Origin of the sequence: Streptomyces iconiensis (assembly GCF_028657195.3) — a bacterium.
GTDB classification, from domain to species: Bacteria; Actinomycetota; Actinomycetes; order Streptomycetales; family Streptomycetaceae; genus Streptomyces; species Streptomyces iconiensis.
The window spans coordinates 59,551-76,970 of record NZ_JANCPR020000011.1 but is presented as its reverse complement, the minus strand read 5'-3'; the positions used below and the strand labels follow the sequence as shown (position 1 = coordinate 76,970).

Here is a 17,420-nt window from a genome sequence, read left to right as displayed (position 1 = left end):
CCGCTCGGACGAACGGCGGGGCCGGGCGCACCAGATGTGTGCGCCCGGCCCCGCCGGCGAGACTCAGCGCTTTGCTTCCTCGCGTGTGACCTCGTCCGGCAGACCGAACTTCTCGAAGAGGGAGGGCGCGAAGAAGGCGCCCACATGGGCGACCCGGCCCTCGCGGAGGGTGAGGACCTGGAGGTGGAACGGCCGGTAGACGCCGTCCTCCTGAAGGTTGTAGAGCCCGAAGGCGGGCTGGCCGTTTGCCGACGTGGGCAGCATGAGGCCCTGGTCGGGGCCGATGGGGCACTGGGTACTGATGAGCCGCACCACGTCCTCCACACCGCGGAACCACTGCGGGAACGGGGGCATCTCCCAGACGATGTCCTCATTGAACAGGTCCACGATCGCCGAGACGTCGGACTTCTCGAACGCCGCCGCGTACCGGTCCAGCAACTCGCGCATGGCGGGCTTGGTGGGCTCGGTCAGCTCCTCCTCCACAGGCGCCACCTCCTCCAGCTGTGTGCGGGCCCGCTGGAGGGCGCTGTTCACGCTCGCGGTCGTGGTGTCCAGCAGCTCAGCGACCTCTGCTGCCCGCCACTTGAGCACGTCGCGCAGCAGCAGGACGACCCGCTGCCGTGCGGGCAGATGCTGGAGCGCCGCCACGAGCGCGAGCCGCATGGACGAGCGGCTCACCACCACGGACGCCGGGTCGGAAGGAAGCCCGCCGCTGAACATCGCGTCCGGTATCGGCTCCAGCCACGGCACCTCGGGCGACTCGGACACGGAGCGCTCCGGATCGCTCGGCGCCCCGAGGCCGGAGGGCATGGGGCGGCGGCCCCGCTGCTCGATCGCCGTGAGGCAGGCGTTGGTCGCGATGCGGTAGAGCCACGTCCGCAGCGAGGACCGGCCCTCGAACTTGTCCCCGGCCTTCCAGGCGCGCAGATATGTGTCCTGGACCAGGTCCTCGGCGTCGTGCACCGAACCGAGCATGCGATAGCAGTGCGCCAGCAGCTCCTTGCGGTACGGCTTCGCCTGCTCCAGCAGATCCTCGGCCGTGCCGCCGCCCGCTGGAGGAGTCACGGGGACGGACTCGGTAGGTGGCCTCTCTGCCATCATCCTTGCCTTTCGTGATGCACCGGTCACCGATGACCGCGCTGATGCGATGAGACGTCGTTGATGCGATGAGACGTCAATGTAGAGGGCGGGTCTGACACTCGCCCCGGACGTGGGAAAACGGTGCGGGACGGCGGCCCGGCGGGTCCGCTCCGGCGCTGTCCAGTCTGCTCCCTCCGGCCCGGCGAAGGAGCGGTTTCCCCCACGACGCAGTGCTTCGCGCTCCCTTCGCACCCCCTCGCCACCGGAGCGGAGCGATGCGGAACCGCGCCCGCCCGCTCCGGCGATCGCCTGGCGCCGCCGCTACCCGGGTTCCTGCTCCAGTACGTCGGCCGCCGCCGGGTCCAGCACACGGGCCAGGAACGCACGCGTCCGCGCCTGCTGCGGCTCCCCGACGACCTGTTCGGGAGGCCCCTCCTCGACGATGGCACCGGCGTCCATGAACACGACCCGGTCGGCGACCTCCCGCGCGAAGCTCATCTCGTGCGTCACGACGAGCATGGTCATCCCTTCCTGCGCGAGCCGGCGCATCACCGCCAGTACGTCCCCCACCAGCTCCGGGTCGAGGGCGGAGGTCGGTTCGTCGAAGAGCATCAACTCCGGGCCCATCGACAGCGCCCGTGCGATGGCCACCCGCTGCTGCTGCCCGCCGGAGAGCTGCGCCGGGTAGCTGGACTCCTTGTCGGTCAGGCCGACCCGCCGCAGATTGCCGCGGGCCACCTCCTCGGCCTCCGCGCGGCCCCGCCCCAGCACCCGCCGCTGCGGGAGGGTGAGGTTGCCGAGCGTGGTCAGGTGCGGGAAGAGGTTGAACGCCTGGAAGACCATGCCGATGCGCCGCCGCACCCGGTCGATGTCCACCTCCGGGTCGGTGACTTCGAAGCCGGCGACCCGCACCGTTCCCGACGTCGGCTCCTCCAGCAGGTTCACGCAGCGCAGCAGCGTGGACTTGCCCGATCCCGAGGGCCCGATGACGCAGACGACCTCGCCGCCGCGCACCGTGATGTCGATCCCCTTGAGCACCTCAAGGTCCCCGAAGGACTTGTGCAGTCCGGTCACCTCGATCGCGGCCGACGTGCCTGCCCCGTGCTCCGGGACGCCGCCGTCGCCGCGTCTGCCGCCGTCCTCCGGGGCGCCTCCGCCGTCGTTCTCGTTCCGATTCACCGCGCGCTCACCTCGCCCTCGCCGTACGGGCCTCCAGGCGCCGCACCAGGTGTCCCAGGGGCAGCGTGAGGGCCAGGTAGAACAGTCCCGCGATCAGGATGGGGGTCAGGCTGTGGTGCTGGTTGAGCGCGTCCCTGCCGAACTTGGTCAGTTCGTACTGGTCCATCGACAGCCCCAGCAGATAGACCAGGGAGGAGTCCTTGGTCAGCAGGATCAGCTCGTTCGCCAGCGGCGGCAGCACGATACGGAACGCCTGTGGGATGACGATGGAGACCATCGCGCGCGACTGCGACATCCCCAGCGAACGTGCCGCCTCCGTCTGCCCTTTGGGCACCGCCTGGATCCCCGCCCGGATCGTCTCCGCCATGTAGGCGGCACCGACCAGGCCGAGAGCCAGCATCACGGTCACGTACTGGTTGATGGACACCTGGAAGGCGAGCGGTACACCGAAGCCGAGCGCGATGAACACCAGTAGTGCGGGGATACCGCGGAAGAACTCGATGTACCCGACCGCGAGCCAGCGGTACGGCGGTACCCGGGAGAGCCGCATCAGTGCCAGCAGCAGTCCCAGCGCCAGACCGAAACCGAAACCGATCATGGTGTAGACAACGGTGTTGACCAGCGCCGTGACGACGACCTCGGGAAACTGGGCCCTGGCGACGCCGAGGTCGAAGAACGCACGGCGCAGCTCGCCCCAGTCCGCGGCGAGAGCGAAGGCGAGCACCGCCGCCACGAGAACCCCGTACTGCACGGTGCGTATGAGCCGGGTACGGTTCCGGCGGCGCATCACTTCTTGGGCTCCGTGCCGAACCACTTCTTGTAGAGCTTGTCGTAACGGCCGTCCGCCTTGGCCTTCTTCAGCGTCTTGTCGATCTGCTTGCGCAGCGCGTCGTTGCCCTTGCGGACACCGATGCCGTACTGCTCCCCGGTGTCGAACTCCGCGGTGACCTTGGTGTCGCGGTTCTTCTTGACGTAGTCGTAGAGCACACCGTTGTCGTTGATGCCCGCGTCGACCTGCCCCGTCTTGACGGCGGTCAGCAGCAGCGCGAGGTCCTCGAACTGGCGGGTCCTGACGCCTTTGCCGCGCTTCTTGGCGTACTCCTCACCCGTGGTGGACTGCTGGACACCCAGCGTCTTGCCCTTGAGGTCCTTGAGGGAGTCGTAGCGCTCGCCCTTCTTGACCAGCAGGGCCTGGGTGGCCTCGAAGTAGGAGGCGGAGAAGTCGAGGTTCTTGGCACGCACCGGGGTGACGGTCATGCCGGCGGCAGCCAGATCGCACTTCCCCGCGTTCAGGTCCTCGCCGGACTGGATGCCCTCGAAGGGCGTGTCCACGATCTCCTGGGTGACGTCGAGATCCTTCGCGACCAGGTCGACCAGGTCGACGTCGAAACCGACGACCTTCTTGCCGTCCCTGAACTGGAAGGGCGCGTAGGGAAGGTGGGTGCAGGTCTTGAGTTTCCCGGAGGAGACGAGTTCGACCTCGCCGTTCCCTCCACCGGAGGTCTTGGTGCTGGAACAGGCTGTGAGAGTGGCGAGCAGCGCGGCCGATGCCAGTGCCGCTGTCAGCGGCTGCCAGGGCTTACGCGTGGATCGTGCGGACACAGCGCCTCCGAAAAGGGATGGGCGGGCAAAAGAGTCCGATCAGACCGGTAAGTGCCGTGCATCCTGCCATTGGCGCCGGGCGATGTCAGCCGTACGTTCTCTGGCATTCCAGCTCGGCCCACACCGCGTGCCCCGTGTTCTCTTCGGGTCCGCCTCTGCGCGCCGCGCGTATGCCCCAATCGTCCGCGAGGACGCTCACCAGGAGCAGCCCCCGCCCGCTCTCCCCGTCGCTGTCACCTACTGGTGTGCTGTCGGCGCAGTCGGCGCGTATCCGCTCCGAGCCGCTGCCTTCGTCGGCCACTTCGAGCCGCAGGCGCACACCTATGACCCATAGCTCGCAACTCACCTTCTCGCTGTCCGTGTGCCGCACCGCGTTGGTGAACAGCTCGGACATCAGCAACTGCGCGTCGGCGCATGCCTCGTCGTCGACGTACCACTCGCGCAGTCTGTCGAGGACGCGCGAGCGTGCCACGGCCACGGAGGTGTCCCGGGCCGGGAGATGGAAGGCGTCCCGCAAGGGACGCGTCGTCAGAGCGCCATCGAGCCGGTGGTCAGAGGGCAGGGCGTCATGGGGGGAAGCCACAGCCCCACTATGCGGTTCGTCACTCGCGTATGGCAAGGATCAGTCTGTGAATTGCAGAACCGCGAATGACAGGGTGTGCGTCTGGACACTGCCATGCCAAACTGCCCGTGCATCACACCAGTTGGAGGGGAGCGACAGTGGCGGACACGCGGACGGGCGGTGGGGCCCCCACCGTGCTGCGCATGGTGCTCGGCAAAAGGTTGCAGCATCTGCGCGAGAGGGCGGGGGTGACCTACGAGCAGGCCGCCAGGGCTCTCGACGTCACGCATGCCACGGTCCGCAGGATGGAGAAGGCCGAGGTCGGCCTGAAGGTCCCCTACGTGGAAAAGCTGCTGCGCACCTATGGCGTCGGTGAGCCGGACGAGATCGAGGGCTTCGTCTCCCTCGCCCGCGAGGCGAACCAGCCCGGCTGGTGGCACAGGTACCGCGACGTGCTGCCCGAGTGGTTCAGCGTCTTCGTGAGCCTGGAGAGCGAATCGGACGTCATCCGCGCCTACGAGCCGCACTATGTGCCCGGCCTGCTCCAGACCGAGAGCTACGCGCGGGCCGTACTGCGTGCCGGGATGCCCCACGCGCCCGAGGGCGAGATCAAACGGGGCGTCGCGCTGCGCATGGAGCGCCAGGCGGTCCTCTTCAGGGACGAGAATCCGCCCATGCTGTGGGCCGTCATCGACGAGACCGTGCTGCGGCGCAACATCGGCGGGGCCGAGGTCATGCGTGAGCAGGTGGACGAGCTCATCAAGGCCACCGAACGCTCCAACGTCCGGCTCCAGATCATGCCGTACAGCGCGGGGCCTCATCCCGCCATGTACGGGCCGTTCCACCTCTTCCGGTTCCCGCTCGAAGAACTCCCGGACGTCGTCTGCGCCGAGAGCCTGGTAGGCGCGGTCTACTTCGACCAGCGCGACGACGTCTCGGGGTTCCTGGAGGCGCTGGACCGGATGTGCGCCCAGGCCGTGCCGCTGGCACGGACCAGGGCGGTCCTCAGTGCACTGCGCAAGGAGATCTGAACCATGGGTCGTATCTACAACGGGATGCCCGCCAAACATCTGGGCAGCGAGGGCTGGCACAAGCCCTGGAGCGGCGGCAACGGCGGCAGCTGCGTGGAAGCCCTCAAGCTCGCCGACGGGCGGGTGGCACTGCGCCAGTCGACCGACCCGGACGGCCCGGCCCTCATCTGCAGCCACCGGGACATCTCCGTGTTCATACGGGGCGCGAAGGCGGGCCAGGCCGACTTCCTGGTCGCCTGACGGCCCGGAGGCCGGACCCACGGGGGGACAGCGGGGGAGCAAGACCTGTGGCCGCGTACGACCGACGTGGTCACTCAGCACGACGAGTTGGAGAAGAGCGTGTCCGAGGCCGGCTTCACACCCGAGCAGATAGACACCACGACGCCGCATCCCGCCCGGATGTACGACTACTACCTGGGCGGCAGGGACAACTACGAGGCGGACCGTGAAGCGGCCGAACGCGTACTGGGCGTCCTGCCGGACATCCGCGTGACCGCCCGCAGCAACCGTGACTTCCTGCACCGCGCGGTGCGCGCCGCCATGGACAGCGGTGTGCGTCAGGTCATCGACATCGGCACTGGCATCCCCACCTCGCCCAACACCCACGAGGTGGCGCGCCAGATCGCCCCCGACGTCCGTGTCGCCTATGTCGACAACGACCCCATCGTCGCCACGTACGCGGACGCCAAGCTGACCAACTCGGGCAACGCCGGTTTCGTCCTCGCCGATGTGCGGGAGCCCGGCACGGTCCTGGACCACCCGGTGATCCAGCGGACCATCGACTTCGACCAACCCGTCGCGCTGATGCTCGTCGCCGTCCTGCACTTCATCACCGACGCCGAGGACGCCACGGGCGTCGTCGGCGCGCTCACCGAGCGCCTGCCCGCCGGCAGCCACCTCATCCTGAGCCACGCCACGGCGGACTTCCACGAGAGCAGGGGCTTCGAGCAGGCCGCGAAGGTCTACAACGAGGAGTCGACCTCCCGTGCGCAGTGGCGCGGCAAGGAGGAGATCATGACCTTCTTCAAGGGCTTCGAACTGCTGGAGCCCGGCCTGGTGCAGCTCCCCCTGTGGCGGCCCGAAGGCCCCGTGCCCGAAGGCGAGGAGCTGAGCCACCACATGGGGTACGGCGGCGTCGGCGTCAAGTGAGGCGTGGGCGGGCCGCCCGTGCACACGGACGGCCCGCTTCTTCGCCACCCCGCAAGGCGGCGTCTGCGCAGCCTCGTAAGGCCGCCGCTTCTCCTCCATAAGGCCGGCGTTTCACCTCCGGGAGGCACCCGGGGCCGGCCCGCTGCGTGCCGCTACGGGGCGGAAGACGAACGAGAACCGCGCGGGACCCACCGTGAGCTGGTGCCGGGGCAGTACCCCGGGGCCGCAGGACTGCGAGCCGATGCCCTGCATCCCGTGGTCGAGATGGACCCACACGGTGTCGCCCGGCACCAGGTCCGTGGTGTGCCGCGCGGCGTCCAGCTGTTCGCTGGTCCACCGCCGCGCGGTGAACCAGCAGCGCGCCGCGTCCGCCTCGGCCCGCAGCCCCGCGCCTCCGGGACCCTCCCTCAGCTCTGCCCAACGCACATCGGCGCGGGCGCCGTTCTCCTGTGGACGCACATAGGGCGTCTGCATGGCGTCGACCGTGCTGTGCCACAGGCCGGTACGGGACGCCTCCCGCGTGTCCGGATACGCCTCACCAGGCCCGCCGCCGAACCATGTGGCGTGGCCGTACGTGGCGGGCAGGCCCAGACGGACGCCCAGCCGGGGCAACGGCACCTCCCAGTGCCCCTCGGGCTCGACGGAGACCTCCAGCCGCAGCGCGTCCCCTGACGCCGTCCAGCGGTAGACCGTGCGCAGTGCCAGCGCCGAAGCGGCGGGCGCGACCCGTGTGCTGACGACCAACGTGTCGCCCTCGCGCTCGACCGTGTCGGTCCTGTGGCGCATCCGGTGCAGTCCTGTTTCCCGCCACAGAGGGCCAAGCCGGGGAGCGGGCTGCCAGGGCGCGCCGTCGTCGTTGTCGGTCGTGGCACGCCACACGTCCAGGCGGGGCCCGCCGAGGGCGAGCCCGCCCAGCCTCAGCAGCTGGCCCGTGCGGGCCGCGAACACCCCCGTGCCGAGCCGGACGGTGCCCTCCTGCCCGCTCTCCTCGCCGGGGCGCAGCGCGGTGGGCGGCGCCGGGTACAGCGGCTCGTCGTCCGGCTGCTGCGGCACGGCGGGCAGCTGCCCCCAGGCGACCGTGTGCCCGCTTCCGGCCCAGTCGGTGTCCTGGGCGAGTACAGCGCTGACCGTCCACCACGCCTCGCCCGCGCGTGCGTGCTCCGGGGGCGTGGGCAGGACGAGTTCGGCCGACTCACCCGGGAGCACCGGCTCTTCGGGCAGCGGCAGCATGCCGCCGCTGACCCGGGCGCCCTCGGCCTCGTAGGACCAGGCGAAGGCGAGAGCGGAGAGGTCGGCGAAGTCGTACCCGTTGGTGACGCGCACCGTTCCCGGCGCCCGGCCAGGCCCGATCCTGACGGGTTCGATCACCTTCTTGTACTCGGTCAGCCCGGGCGAGGGTGTGCGGTCGGGGAAGACCAGGCCGTCGCAGACGAAGTTGCCGTCGTGCAGCTCCTCGCCGAAGTCCCCGCCGTAGGCGAACCACAGGCGCCCGTCCTGGGTGCGCCGCGAGAGACCGTGGTCGATCCACTCCCACACGAAGCCGCCCTGGCAGCGCTCGTACTTCTCGAAGAGCCGCTGGTAGTCCGCGAGCCCGCCGGGGCCGTTGCCCATGGCGTGCGCGTACTCGCACAGCAGGAACGGGAGCGAGCGGCGTCGCGCGTCCTGCTCCGGCTCGCCCGTAGCCGGCTCCTCGCGCCGCCCGATCAGCTCCACTTCGTCGTGGGACGCGTACATGCGCGAGTGGAAGTCGCTGTCCGGGTACGCGGGATCGTTCTCGTAGTGCAGCGGCCGTGACGGGTCGCGCTCGCGGATCCAGCGGGCCATGGCGCGCAGACCGGCGCCGGACCCGCACTCGTTGCCGAGTGACCAGACGACCACCGAGGCGTGGTTCTTGTCGCGCTCCACCATGCGCGCCGCGCGGTCGAGGAGCGCGGGTGTCCACCTCTCGTCGTCCACCGGGTTCTGTACGCCGTGGAGGGCCTGGAAGCCGTGCGTCTCCAGGTCGCACTCGTCGACCACCCACAGGCCCAGCTCGTCGCACAGGTCCAGGAAGGCGGGGTGGGGCGGGTAGTGGCTCGTGCGTACGGCGTTGATGTTGTGCCGCTTCATCAGCACCAGGTCGTACCGCATGGTGGCCGCGTCCACGGCCCGGCCGGTGTCGGGATGGAACTCGTGCCGGTTGACGCCGCGCAGCAGTACGGGCGTGCCGTTGACCTTGAACAGCCCGTCCTCGACGACGGCGGTACGGAAACCGATGCGCAGGGGCACGCGCTCGCCCGCGGTGACCAGTTCGGCGTCGTACAGGTGCGGGACCTCGGCGCTCCAGGGCGTCACCGGCACGGTCGCGCTCCGGCCGGTCGCCAGGTCAAGACCCAGCTCGGGAACAGTGACCCTGCCGGGCGGGTCACTGTCCACGCGGAGGGTGCCGCGCCCCGTGGTGTGGTCGTAGCCGGCGTGCACGTAGTGGTCGACGACCGCTCCGGGCGGCCGGTGCAGCAGTGTGACGTCGCGGAAGATGCCGGGCAGCCACCACTGGTCCTGGTCCTCCAGGTAGCTGCCTGCCGACCACTGGTGCACACGGACCGCCAGTACATTGCCGTGCGGGCCCAGCAGCGCCCCCACCGGGAACTCGTGCGGCAGCCGCGAGCCCTGGAAGGTGCCGAGTTCGTGTCCGTTCATCCAGACCCGGGCGCAGGACTCCACGCCTTCGAAGCGCAACAGGGTCTCGCCCTCGTCCCCTCCCGTGGCGTACGGGGTCCAGTCGCCGGGGAGGTCGAAGACGTACCGGTGGTCGCCGGTGGGGTTCTCCGCCGGAACGTGCGGAGGGTCGACGGGAAAGGGATAGCGCACGTTCGTGTACGCGGGCGTGCCGTACCCGTGCAGCGCCCAATGGGAGGGCACGGGGAGTTCGGCCCACCGGGAGTCGTCGAAGCCTGGTCCGGCGAACTCCTCACCGTGGTGGTCAGCCGCGGGGGAGAGCCGGAATCTCCAGTTGCTCCCGCTCAGGCTCAGGCGGCGCGCGTCGGAGCCGGGTATCCAGGCACGTGGCGGCAGCGAGCCGGTACCGGGGGAGACGTCCTCGTAGTAGGGCGTTGGCGGGGGCGCGGGGGAGAGAGGCGGGCCGCCGGTGCGGGAAATGCTCATGCGTCTCCTCGGTCTCATCGGTTGCTGCTTGTCTGCCACCATCCGGCACCCCGGCATGCCTGAGGCACCGGTACGGGCAGGTCCCTGCAGGGGATCAAACTGCGGACTGTGAGGGCGACATGACACAGTGGCCACCATGACGATGCCGCCTCCGCCGAGCCACCCGCCGTCGTCCGGCCCACCACCGGCGCAGCCTCCCGGTGGATTCGGACAGCCTCCTGGTGGGTTCGGGCAGCCGCCCGCCGGTGGTGGCTTCGGGCCTCCCGGCTCCGGTGGTCTCGGTCCGCCGGCGCCGGGCGGGTGGCCTCCTCCGCCGCCTCCGGGACGGGGCAGGGGCAAGCTGGTCGCCGGGATCGTGGCGGCGGCCGTGGTGGCGCTCGCACTGATCACGGCGGGGATCGTGTTCCTGACCGGCGGCGACGGCGGCACGGGCAAGAGCGCCGACGGGAAACCCGGCGGCCCCAGCTCCTCCGGCAGGCCCACACCGTCGCAGGAGGAGAGCGAGGGTGCGCCCTCGGCGGAGCCTGACGACGGCGGCGCCGCAACGGACTTCCCCACTCCTGGCCCGAGCGGCGGCCTGCCCTCGGGCGAGCCGTCCGGGGGCACCGGCGACCTCGCGCTGCCGTCTTTCATGCTCAAGGCCGGGGACTGCTACGACCGTTCGGACAAGGGGCAGGGCTCGGTCGAGACCCGCGACTGCGACAGCGCGCACGACGCCGAGGTCGTCAGCCGTAAGAAGATCACCGGCGACTACGGCTCGGACGACGCGGTCCGACGCAAGGCCGACTCCCTGTGCCGGGACACGCTGAAGAACAAGGCGAGGCAGCAGCCGCGCGGAACGGTGGGCGGCACGCTCATCTCGTACCCGAAGGCGCGGGGCATGAACGCGGGCATCGACCATGTGACGTGCAGTCTGACAGCGGGGCAGGGCAAGAAGCTCCACAAGCCACTGGTGTGAACCGGCCCGCCTGGTCGCCCCGTTGGTGAGCCGGAGCACTCACCGTCGGTGAACGGCGCGCGTGTTCATCTCGAACAACAGGCGCGGCGCGGTTCCCAGGAAGCTACGCGTGTAGGGATCTTCCGAGTGCGGAAGATCCCTTGCGGCACCCCCCGTTTCGGAATCCATGTCAACGGCGTGATTTACGCGCGTAGTTGTGAACCCTGAGATTTGGCATGGACACATCTTTGACGGGGTAAGTTGCCGCGACTGATGTGTCAGGTGTTCCTTCCATGCCACCCATGAGAGGTTCCATGAAGCTGCGCAGATGGGCGTCCACGGCCACAGCCGTCGTCGCCCTCCTCGGACTGTCGACCCTCGGCGCCTCCTCGGCCACCGCCGAAGAGGCAGCCCCCACCGGCTATGTCGCCCTCGGCGACTCCTACTCCTCGGGCGTCGGCGCCGGGGACTACGACTCGGGAAGTGGCAACTGCAAGCGGAGCGCCAACGCGTATCCCAAGCTGTGGAGCGGTGCCAACTCCCCCTCCTCCTTCGACTTCACGGCCTGCTCCGGCGCACGCACGGGCGACGTGCTCTCAGGACAGCTCGGCCCGCTCAAAGACTCCACAGGGCTCGTCAGCATCACGATCGGCGGCAACGACGCGGGCTTCGCCGACGCCATGACGACCTGTGTGCTCCAGGGCGAGAGCGCTTGCTTGAAGAGGATCAAGCAAGCGCGCGACTACATAGCGGGCACGCTCCCGGGCAAGCTCGACCCTGTGTACGACGCCATCCGGGACAAGGCTCCCTCGGCGAAGGTCGTCGTGCTCGGCTACCCGAACATGTACAAGCTCAAGGGCGCCTGCAACGTCGGCCTCAGTGAGAAGTCACGCGCGGCCATCAACTCCGCCGCAGCCGACCTCAACGATGTCACCGCCAAGCGCGCGGCCGACCACGGCTTCAGCTTCGGTGACGTACGCCCGACCTTCAGCGGTCACGAGATCTGTTCGGGCAGCTCCTGGCTGCACAGCGTCACCTTCCCGGTGGGTGACTCGTACCACCCGACGGCCGCGGGGCAGTCCGGTGGCTACCTCCCGGTGCTGGACGGCCTGGCCTGACCCGCGCCGCCGCCGGTGTGCCCGCCCAACCGGGCTGCGGCACACCGGCGTTCACCGTTCAGCCTTCCTGGCCGGCGTCCCTCCGCGCCCCGGCGCCGACGGCCTCGGCAGAGTCCTCGGCGGGGTCCTCGCCCCCGGTCATGGCCACGGCCAGGGCTGCCGCCGGATCGCGCTCCGGGCCGCCGGCGGGCCACCAGACGCGTGCCTTCCTCAGGTACGGCCACCACTGTCCGTCCGGCCCGTAGCGCACCTGCGCGTCCGTGCCTGCCGCCGTCCAGCGGGCGCCCGTAGCACGCAACCGGGGGCGTGAGCCGTCCTCCGCAGGCCACGCAGCGGCCAGTTGGTCACGGGCGCGCGCCAGTGCCCCGGGGGGTGGCGACCAGCCCTCGTCCAGTACGCTCAGCGCCTCCCGGCCCCCGAACCCCCAGGCGCACACGGCCACTTCGAGCTCCCGCTCCGTACGGCCGCAGCCGCCCGCCAGCCGGGCCGAGACGGTGCGCCCAGGAAGCGCCGAGGCAAGCCGTACCGCGTCCTCCCACTCCGTGAGCGGGGCCGGGACGGCGCGCGAAGCGTGTCCTGGCGAAAGGGCTTCACCGAGGGCACGCCGGGCCCGTGAGGCCGCGTCAGCGGCCACGAACGTGAGCCCGTCGATGTCCAGGCCGGGAGCGGGGGAGGTGCCGCCGTCGAGCGCGGCGATCTCCGCCGGCTCCCGCGGCGGAAGCGGCCTGTCCGGCAGCGAGGGCAGCACAGCACCCAGCGCGAACGCCTCCTGCGCCGCCACCCCCTCGGGGCCGTCGTCGCGGCCCGCCGTCCCCGAGCCCCCGTCGCCCTCGGCCGCCCGCGCCGCGCTGCGCTCCTGGAGCGCTTCGAGCAGCTCGCGCTCGCCCCTGCCGCGCATCAGGAAGAGCACGAAGGGGTCCTCGTCCAGCAGCCGCGCCATCTGGTAGCTCAGCGCCGTGGTGTGCGGACAGTGGTCCCACGCTCCGCAGGCGCACTCCGGGTCCAGATCGCCGATGCCCGGCAGCAGTTCCAGACCGACGTCGGCCGCGTCCTCCACCAGGCGTGGCGGCATGTCGCGGTCCAGTAGCGCCGCGATATGGCCCGCCTCGTCGACGACCATCTCCAGCATCCGGTCCCATTCGTCGTCGTCCAGCTCGCGCAGCAGCACGTCCGCGCGGTACGTCGTCCTGTCGGGATCGTGCACAACGGCCGTGATCCGGCCGGGACGGACGGACACGGCGCCCACGGCACCCTGACGCGCGTACTTCCTGCCCTGCTTGAGCTGTCCGCCGTCGAGCGCCGTGTCTTCGAGCGCCTGGAGCCAGGTGCGCCCCCACCACGTACGGGCGAAACCGCGGCCCTGTGCGGCCGGGAGTGCGGCGAAGACCCGCTCCGGGGTGCGGGTGCTGCTCTCCTCGGCGGCCCCGTGCGCCCTGTCCTCGCTCAACGCTCCACCTTCCGCAGCTCCACCAGTTCGGCCAGTTCGGTGTCGGACAGCTCGGTCAGCGCTGCCTCGCCCGAGCCGAGTACCGCATCGGCGAGCGCCTTCTTACGGCGCAGCATTCCGGCGATACGGTCCTCGATCGTGCCCTCGGCGATGAGCCGGTGCACCTGCACGGGCAGGGTCTGCCCGATGCGGTACGCGCGGTCGGTCGCCTGGGCCTCGACCGCCGGGTTCCACCACCTGTCGTAGTGGATGACGTGGCTCGCGCGGGTCAGGTTGAGGCCCGTGCCCGCGGCCTTGAGGGAGAGCAGGAAGACGGGAGCCGCGCCCTCCTGGAACCGGCGCACCATCTCTTCACGGCGCGCTACGGGTGTGCCGCCGTGCAGGAACTGCGTGGCCACACCCCTGTTGTCCAGATGGCGTTCCATAAGGCGTGCCATCTGGACGTACTGCGTGAAGACCAGCACGCCGGCGTCCTCGGCCAGCAGCGTGTCCAGTAGTTCGTCGAGAAGCTCCAGCTTCCCCGAGCGCCCTGGAAGCCTGCCGCCGTCCTCCTTGAGGTACTGCGCCGGATGGTTGCAGATCTGCTTGAGCGAGGTGAGCAGTTTGACGACGAGCCCGCGCCGCGCGAAGCCGTCCGTTCCGCGCAGCTCCTGCAGGCTCTCGCGCACCACCGCCTCGTAGAGCCCCGCCTGTTCGGGTGTCAGCGACACCGCGCGATCGGTCTCGGTCTTGGGCGGCAGCTCAGGCGCGATGCCCGGGTCCGTCTTGTGGCGCCGCAGCAGGAACGGCCTCACGAGGCGGGCGAGTTGCTCTGCCGCCAGCGGGTCGCCGTCCTCGGCCGCGTCGGCGTAGCGCCTTCGGAACGTGCCCAGGCGGCCCAGCAGTCCGGGCGTCGTCCAGTCCAGTACCGCCCACAGCTCGGAGAGATTGTTCTCCACAGGAGTGCCGGTCAGCGCGACGCGTGCCCGCGCGGGCAGGGTGCGCAGGGCCCGGGCCGTCGCGGCGAAGGGGTTCTTCACATGCTGTGCCTCGTCCGCGACGACCAAGCCCCAGGGGGAGCCGGCGCCGAGCCGTTCCGCGTCCAGCCGCATCGTGCCGTAGGTGGTCAGTACGAACTCACCCTCGCCCAGCTCCTCCAGGCTCCTCGCGCCTCCGTGGAACCGCCGTACGGGGGTCCCCGGCGCGAACCGCTCGATCTCACGCTGCCAGTTGCCCATCAGTGAGGCGGGGCAGACGACCAGGGTCGGCCCCGCGGTGGCCGGCTGCCGCTGGCGGCGCAGGTGGAGCGCGATCAGCGTGATGGTCTTGCCCAGTCCCATGTCGTCCGCGAGGCAGCCGCCGAGTCCGAGAGATGTCATGCGGTGCAGCCAGTCCAGGCCCCGCAGCTGGTAGTCCCTGAGCGTGGCCTTCAGCTCAGGTGGCGGCGGCAGGGGCGGCTCGTCCCGGCGTTCTGGGTCGGCCAGCCGCTCTCTGAGCGCCTCCAGCCACCCGGTAGCGCGCACCTCCACGCGCTCGCCGTCCTGTTCCGCCGTCCCCGTGAGGACGGCGCCGAGCGCGTCGAGCGTGCCGACCTTGCGGTCCTGCCGCTGCCGCGCCCTGCGGATCTCGCCGGGGTCGATGAGCACCCATTGGTCGCGCAGCCGCACCAGCGGGCGGCCGGACTCGGCCAGCCGGTCCAGTTCGGCGCGGGTGACCTCATGGTCGCCAACGGCGAACCGCCAGTCGAAGCTGAGCAGCGCGTCGGGGGAGAGGGCGGAGGGCAGCCCCGTGCCCGCAGGACCGGTGCCCTGGCCGCCCCCGGTGCCTTGCTCCGCGCCGCCGTCATCGCCTCCAGGGCCGATCACGGCCCGCGCGGTCAGCGACCGCGCGAACTCGCGCGGCCAGTGCACCTGGACGCCCGCAGCCGCCAGGGCGCGCGGCACAGCGGAGCCGAGCAGTTCGGCGATCTCCTCGTCGGCCAGCTCGATGGCATCCGGCACAGCTGCCGACAGCAGCGGGGTGAGCGCGTCCCAGGCAGCCGCAGCCCTGCGCAGGGTGAGCAGCGCTTCCGTACGCACTCTCGGGCCGAGGCGTTCACTCAGTGGCGAGGCTCCCGACCACACCTCGGCGGCGTCGGCGACCAGGGTGGCGTCGGCGAGTGCGTGGAGCTGGGGCACGCCGCGGAACCGGACGGCCGGCTCGCCCTCCGCCTCGCCGCCCCGCCCGGTGCGCTCCAGACCGGAGACCTCGATACGGAGCGACAGCCGGATCCCGGCGTCCTGCCCCGCCGCCACCTCGGCGGCCCATTCGCGCAGTTCGGGGATGCGCAGGGGTTCCCGTGAGACGAAGGCGGGCCCGCCCGCCGCGAGCGGCGCCGCCGGAGTGCGGGGCAGGGAGTCGGCCACGGCGTCCATGAAGGCCCGCAGCAGCGGTTCGGGAGCGGGCATCCGGAGCGGGTCCTGGCCGGGCAGCGGTACGGCGTGCGCGTACGGCGGCATCGCGGCGGCGAGCCGCGCGGTGTGTTCGCTGTCCTCCGTGTCGAACGGCCCGAGCCGCCACGCGTCGTGTCCCTCCGGGCTCAGCCCTGGCAGCAGCTTGCCCCGTGCGGCCAGCCCCAGAGCGTGCAGCGCGACGGCGCCCCAGTAGGCCGCGGCCGTGCCGGAGCCGGCCGCGTGCGCCCGGGTCAGCACCGGGAGCGCTTCTGTCACGGACAGTGCCAGTGCGTGCACCGTATGCGTGTCCACGGCGCCGTCCTCGTCGGGCAGTACGACGGTCAGCGGTACGGCGTCACCGGGACAGCCGCCCGTTCCCTCACCTCCGTCGTCCCACAGGGGCGTGCCGTCGGGGAGCCAGAACGCCACCCGTGATCCGCGCGGCGGGTCCGAGGGGAGAAACACAGCTGCGCAGCCGCTGAGCTGCGATGTTCCGAAGGGCGTTACCACGGTCTCTGCCACAGTGCTGACGCATTCCTCAAACTTGACTAGCGGGAGGGGGTCGCCGAGAGTACCCCACACGTGGAGGCGGCTGGAAACGCGTATGGAACCCATCCGGCTCCGATGGCGTTCAATGGAGTGAGTGGCAGGCGCCGCTGTACCGGATAAGCGGCGAGCGCCGTCGCATCGGAGGAGGGATCGAGATGACCAACCGAGGCAAGATCGCCGTCGGCGGAGTGGCCGTCGGGCTGCTGCTGTGGTGGCTGACGTCGTTCTGGATCGCGGTGCTGGTGATCGTCGGTGTGCCGGCAGTCGCCTACCTGACGCTGGACCCCTCGCAGCGCCGCAGGCTCCGCAGGGTCGGCCGTAAGGAGCTGGGCCGCTAGCGCGGCAGGCGGTCCGGGCAACGCCACACGCCCGTCAGGCAGCAGGCCGGACCGCGATGCCGTCGAGGGCCGCGAGCAGTTCGGGCAGCTCGCGGCCACGCCCGACGGGGCGTACCTCACCCGGCGCCTCGTCCAGGAGCACGAACGCGATGTCGTCCGTGCGCGCCACCACGCTCCAGCCCGGCCCGTCGGCGCGCAGCGTCCGCGCCTCGCCCGAAGCGAAGGCCGAACGTATCCGTCCGGGCGGCGGCGGGGACTCCACATACGCCTGTACCTCCTCCAGGACACGCCGCACGCCGCTGTCCGGCTCCTCACCGGCGTCCACGAACTCCACGCCGTCTTCCACCTGTTCACGCCACTGCGCCCACTGGAGCGCGATCTCGTCGGCCCCGAGCCTGCGTTGCGGCGGCCCCCACTGCGAGGTGTCCGGCGGGACGAGCGGGGGCACTCCGCCGTCCAGCTCCGGATCGGGCGCCGGGTCGTGCGGTGCGGGCACACCGGGCGCCGAGACGGCCAGCGCGAGTGGCCACCCCGGCAGTACGGCGACGACCGAACTCCCGTCGGGTGACAGGTCGTACTCCATGCCGCAGTCCCACGCGGCCACCGCGCATGCCACGAGTGTCACGTCCTCGGTCACCACGGTCCACCGCGCGCCTTCCCCGTCCTGCCCCAGCACCAGGCCGTAGCCCTCGGCGTAGGGCTCAAGGCCGAGCACCGCGCACGCCGCCGGGTAGTCGTCGCCGAGCACACTGGGGAACTGAGCGGGCGTCAACAGCACGGCCGTCAGTACGTAAAGTGCGTCCCCGTCCAGTGCGTTCTGCTCTTCGGCAGCCACCATCAAGCCCCTCCTTCGGACCGGATCCCGGTGACCAT

General features: G+C 70.8%; 15 protein-coding genes. 6 read left to right on the top strand and 9 right to left on the bottom strand.

Features of this window, described 5'->3' with window-relative positions; genetic code table 11:
- Nucleotides 1-63: 63 nt before the first annotated feature.
- From NMN56_RS13435 to NMN56_RS13415, 5 genes are all read right to left on the bottom strand, one after another.
- Complete coding sequence (locus tag NMN56_RS13435; protein WP_274041155.1) at nt 64-1,098, bottom strand: sigma-70 family RNA polymerase sigma factor; 1,035 nt, start codon at nt 1,096-1,098, stop codon at nt 64-66.
- A 303-nt stretch (nt 1,099-1,401) separates the two neighbouring features.
- Complete coding sequence (locus tag NMN56_RS13430; RefSeq protein ID WP_274041527.1) at nt 1,402-2,160, bottom strand: amino acid ABC transporter ATP-binding protein; 759 nt, start codon at nt 2,158-2,160, stop codon at nt 1,402-1,404.
- Between the two features lie 106 nt (nt 2,161-2,266).
- Nucleotides 2,267-3,046, bottom strand: coding sequence for an amino acid ABC transporter permease (locus tag NMN56_RS13425; protein WP_274041154.1), 780 nt, complete (start codon nt 3,044-3,046; stop codon nt 2,267-2,269).
- A complete protein-coding gene (locus NMN56_RS13420) occupies nt 3,046-3,861 on the bottom strand; it encodes a basic amino acid ABC transporter substrate-binding protein (protein ID WP_274041153.1) in 816 nt (271 codons plus the stop codon). The genes NMN56_RS13425 and NMN56_RS13420 overlap by 1 nt, the downstream gene beginning before the upstream one ends.
- Before the next feature lie 85 nt (nt 3,862-3,946).
- Entirely contained in the window at nt 3,947-4,444 is a 498-nt protein-coding gene (locus tag NMN56_RS13415; protein ID WP_274041152.1) for an ATP-binding protein, read from the bottom strand.
- 137 nt (nt 4,445-4,581) lie between these two features.
- Here NMN56_RS13415 and NMN56_RS13410 point away from each other — a divergent pair, with 137 nt between their 5' ends.
- The 3 genes from NMN56_RS13410 (at nt 4,582) to NMN56_RS13400 (ending at nt 6,603) form a co-directional block, all read left to right on the top strand.
- Entirely contained in the window at nt 4,582-5,454 is an 873-nt protein-coding gene (locus NMN56_RS13410; RefSeq protein ID WP_274041151.1) for a helix-turn-helix domain-containing protein, read from the top strand.
- Between the two features lie 3 nt (nt 5,455-5,457).
- Nucleotides 5,458-5,694, top strand: coding sequence for a DUF397 domain-containing protein (locus NMN56_RS13405; protein ID WP_274041150.1), 237 nt, complete (start codon nt 5,458-5,460; stop codon nt 5,692-5,694).
- Nucleotides 5,695-5,781: 87 nt separating this feature from the next.
- Nucleotides 5,782-6,603 carry an SAM-dependent methyltransferase gene (locus tag NMN56_RS13400; RefSeq protein WP_430542565.1) on the top strand — a complete coding sequence of 274 codons (822 nt, stop codon included), beginning with the start codon at nt 5,782-5,784 and terminating at the stop codon, nt 6,601-6,603.
- Nucleotides 6,604-6,714: 111 nt separating this feature from the next.
- Here NMN56_RS13400 and NMN56_RS13395 read toward each other — a convergent pair whose 3' ends face one another.
- Nucleotides 6,715-9,747, bottom strand: a complete 3,033-nt coding sequence (locus tag NMN56_RS13395; protein WP_274041148.1) for a glycoside hydrolase family 2 TIM barrel-domain containing protein — start codon at nt 9,745-9,747, stop codon at nt 6,715-6,717.
- A 136-nt stretch (nt 9,748-9,883) separates the two neighbouring features.
- Here NMN56_RS13395 and NMN56_RS13390 point away from each other — a divergent pair, with 136 nt between their 5' ends.
- Together NMN56_RS13390 and NMN56_RS13385 are read left to right on the top strand one after the other, a co-directional pair.
- Nucleotides 9,884-10,705 (top strand): hypothetical protein, encoded by an 822-nt coding sequence (locus tag NMN56_RS13390; protein WP_274041147.1) that lies wholly within the window; start codon nt 9,884-9,886, stop codon nt 10,703-10,705.
- Between the two features lie 293 nt (nt 10,706-10,998).
- Complete coding sequence (locus NMN56_RS13385) at nt 10,999-11,802, top strand: SGNH/GDSL hydrolase family protein (protein WP_274041526.1); 804 nt, start codon at nt 10,999-11,001, stop codon at nt 11,800-11,802.
- Between the two features lie 58 nt (nt 11,803-11,860).
- On the opposite strand, the gene NMN56_RS13380 is transcribed toward NMN56_RS13385, so the two are convergent.
- Both NMN56_RS13380 and NMN56_RS13375 read right to left on the bottom strand, forming a co-directional pair.
- Nucleotides 11,861-13,249 (bottom strand): SWIM zinc finger family protein, encoded by a 1,389-nt coding sequence (locus tag NMN56_RS13380; protein ID WP_274041146.1) that lies wholly within the window; start codon nt 13,247-13,249, stop codon nt 11,861-11,863.
- A complete protein-coding gene (locus NMN56_RS13375) occupies nt 13,246-16,275 on the bottom strand; it encodes a DEAD/DEAH box helicase (protein ID WP_430542559.1) in 3,030 nt (1,009 codons plus the stop codon). Before NMN56_RS13375 ends, NMN56_RS13380 begins: the two co-directional genes overlap by 4 nt.
- Nucleotides 16,276-16,364: 89 nt before the next feature.
- On the opposite strand from NMN56_RS13375, the gene NMN56_RS13370 reads away from it, so the two are divergent.
- On the top strand, nt 16,365-16,547 hold the full coding sequence (locus NMN56_RS13370; protein WP_274041144.1) for a hypothetical protein: 183 nt from the start codon (nt 16,365-16,367) through the stop codon (nt 16,545-16,547).
- Nucleotides 16,548-16,581: 34 nt separating this feature from the next.
- Here NMN56_RS13370 and NMN56_RS13365 read toward each other — a convergent pair whose 3' ends face one another.
- Nucleotides 16,582-17,385, bottom strand: a complete 804-nt coding sequence (locus NMN56_RS13365) for a hypothetical protein (protein ID WP_274041142.1) — start codon at nt 17,383-17,385, stop codon at nt 16,582-16,584.
- Between the last annotated feature and the right edge of the window lie 35 nt (nt 17,386-17,420).

Bases quoted from the DNA above. Each gene is read 5' to 3' on its own strand.
- NMN56_RS13370 (WP_274041144.1), top strand. From the start codon at position 16,365: ATGACCAACCGAGGCAAGATCGCCGTCGGCGGAGTGGCCGTCGGGCTG.
- NMN56_RS13395 (WP_274041148.1), bottom strand. From the start codon at position 9,747: ATGAGCATTTCCCGCACCGGCGGCCCGCCTCTCTCCCCCGCGCCCCCG.
- NMN56_RS13390 (WP_274041147.1), top strand. From the start codon at position 9,884: ATGACGATGCCGCCTCCGCCGAGCCACCCGCCGTCGTCCGGCCCACCA.
- NMN56_RS13365 (WP_274041142.1), bottom strand. From the start codon at position 17,385: ATGGTGGCTGCCGAAGAGCAGAACGCACTGGACGGGGACGCACTTTAC.
- NMN56_RS13375 (WP_430542559.1), bottom strand. From the start codon at position 16,275: ATGGGTTCCATACGCGTTTCCAGCCGCCTCCACGTGTGGGGTACTCTC.
- NMN56_RS13405 (WP_274041150.1), top strand. From the start codon at position 5,458: ATGGGTCGTATCTACAACGGGATGCCCGCCAAACATCTGGGCAGCGAG.
- NMN56_RS13425 (WP_274041154.1), bottom strand. From the start codon at position 3,046: ATGCGCCGCCGGAACCGTACCCGGCTCATACGCACCGTGCAGTACGGG.
- NMN56_RS13435 (WP_274041155.1), bottom strand. From the start codon at position 1,098: ATGGCAGAGAGGCCACCTACCGAGTCCGTCCCCGTGACTCCTCCAGCG.
- NMN56_RS13385 (WP_274041526.1), top strand. From the start codon at position 10,999: ATGAAGCTGCGCAGATGGGCGTCCACGGCCACAGCCGTCGTCGCCCTC.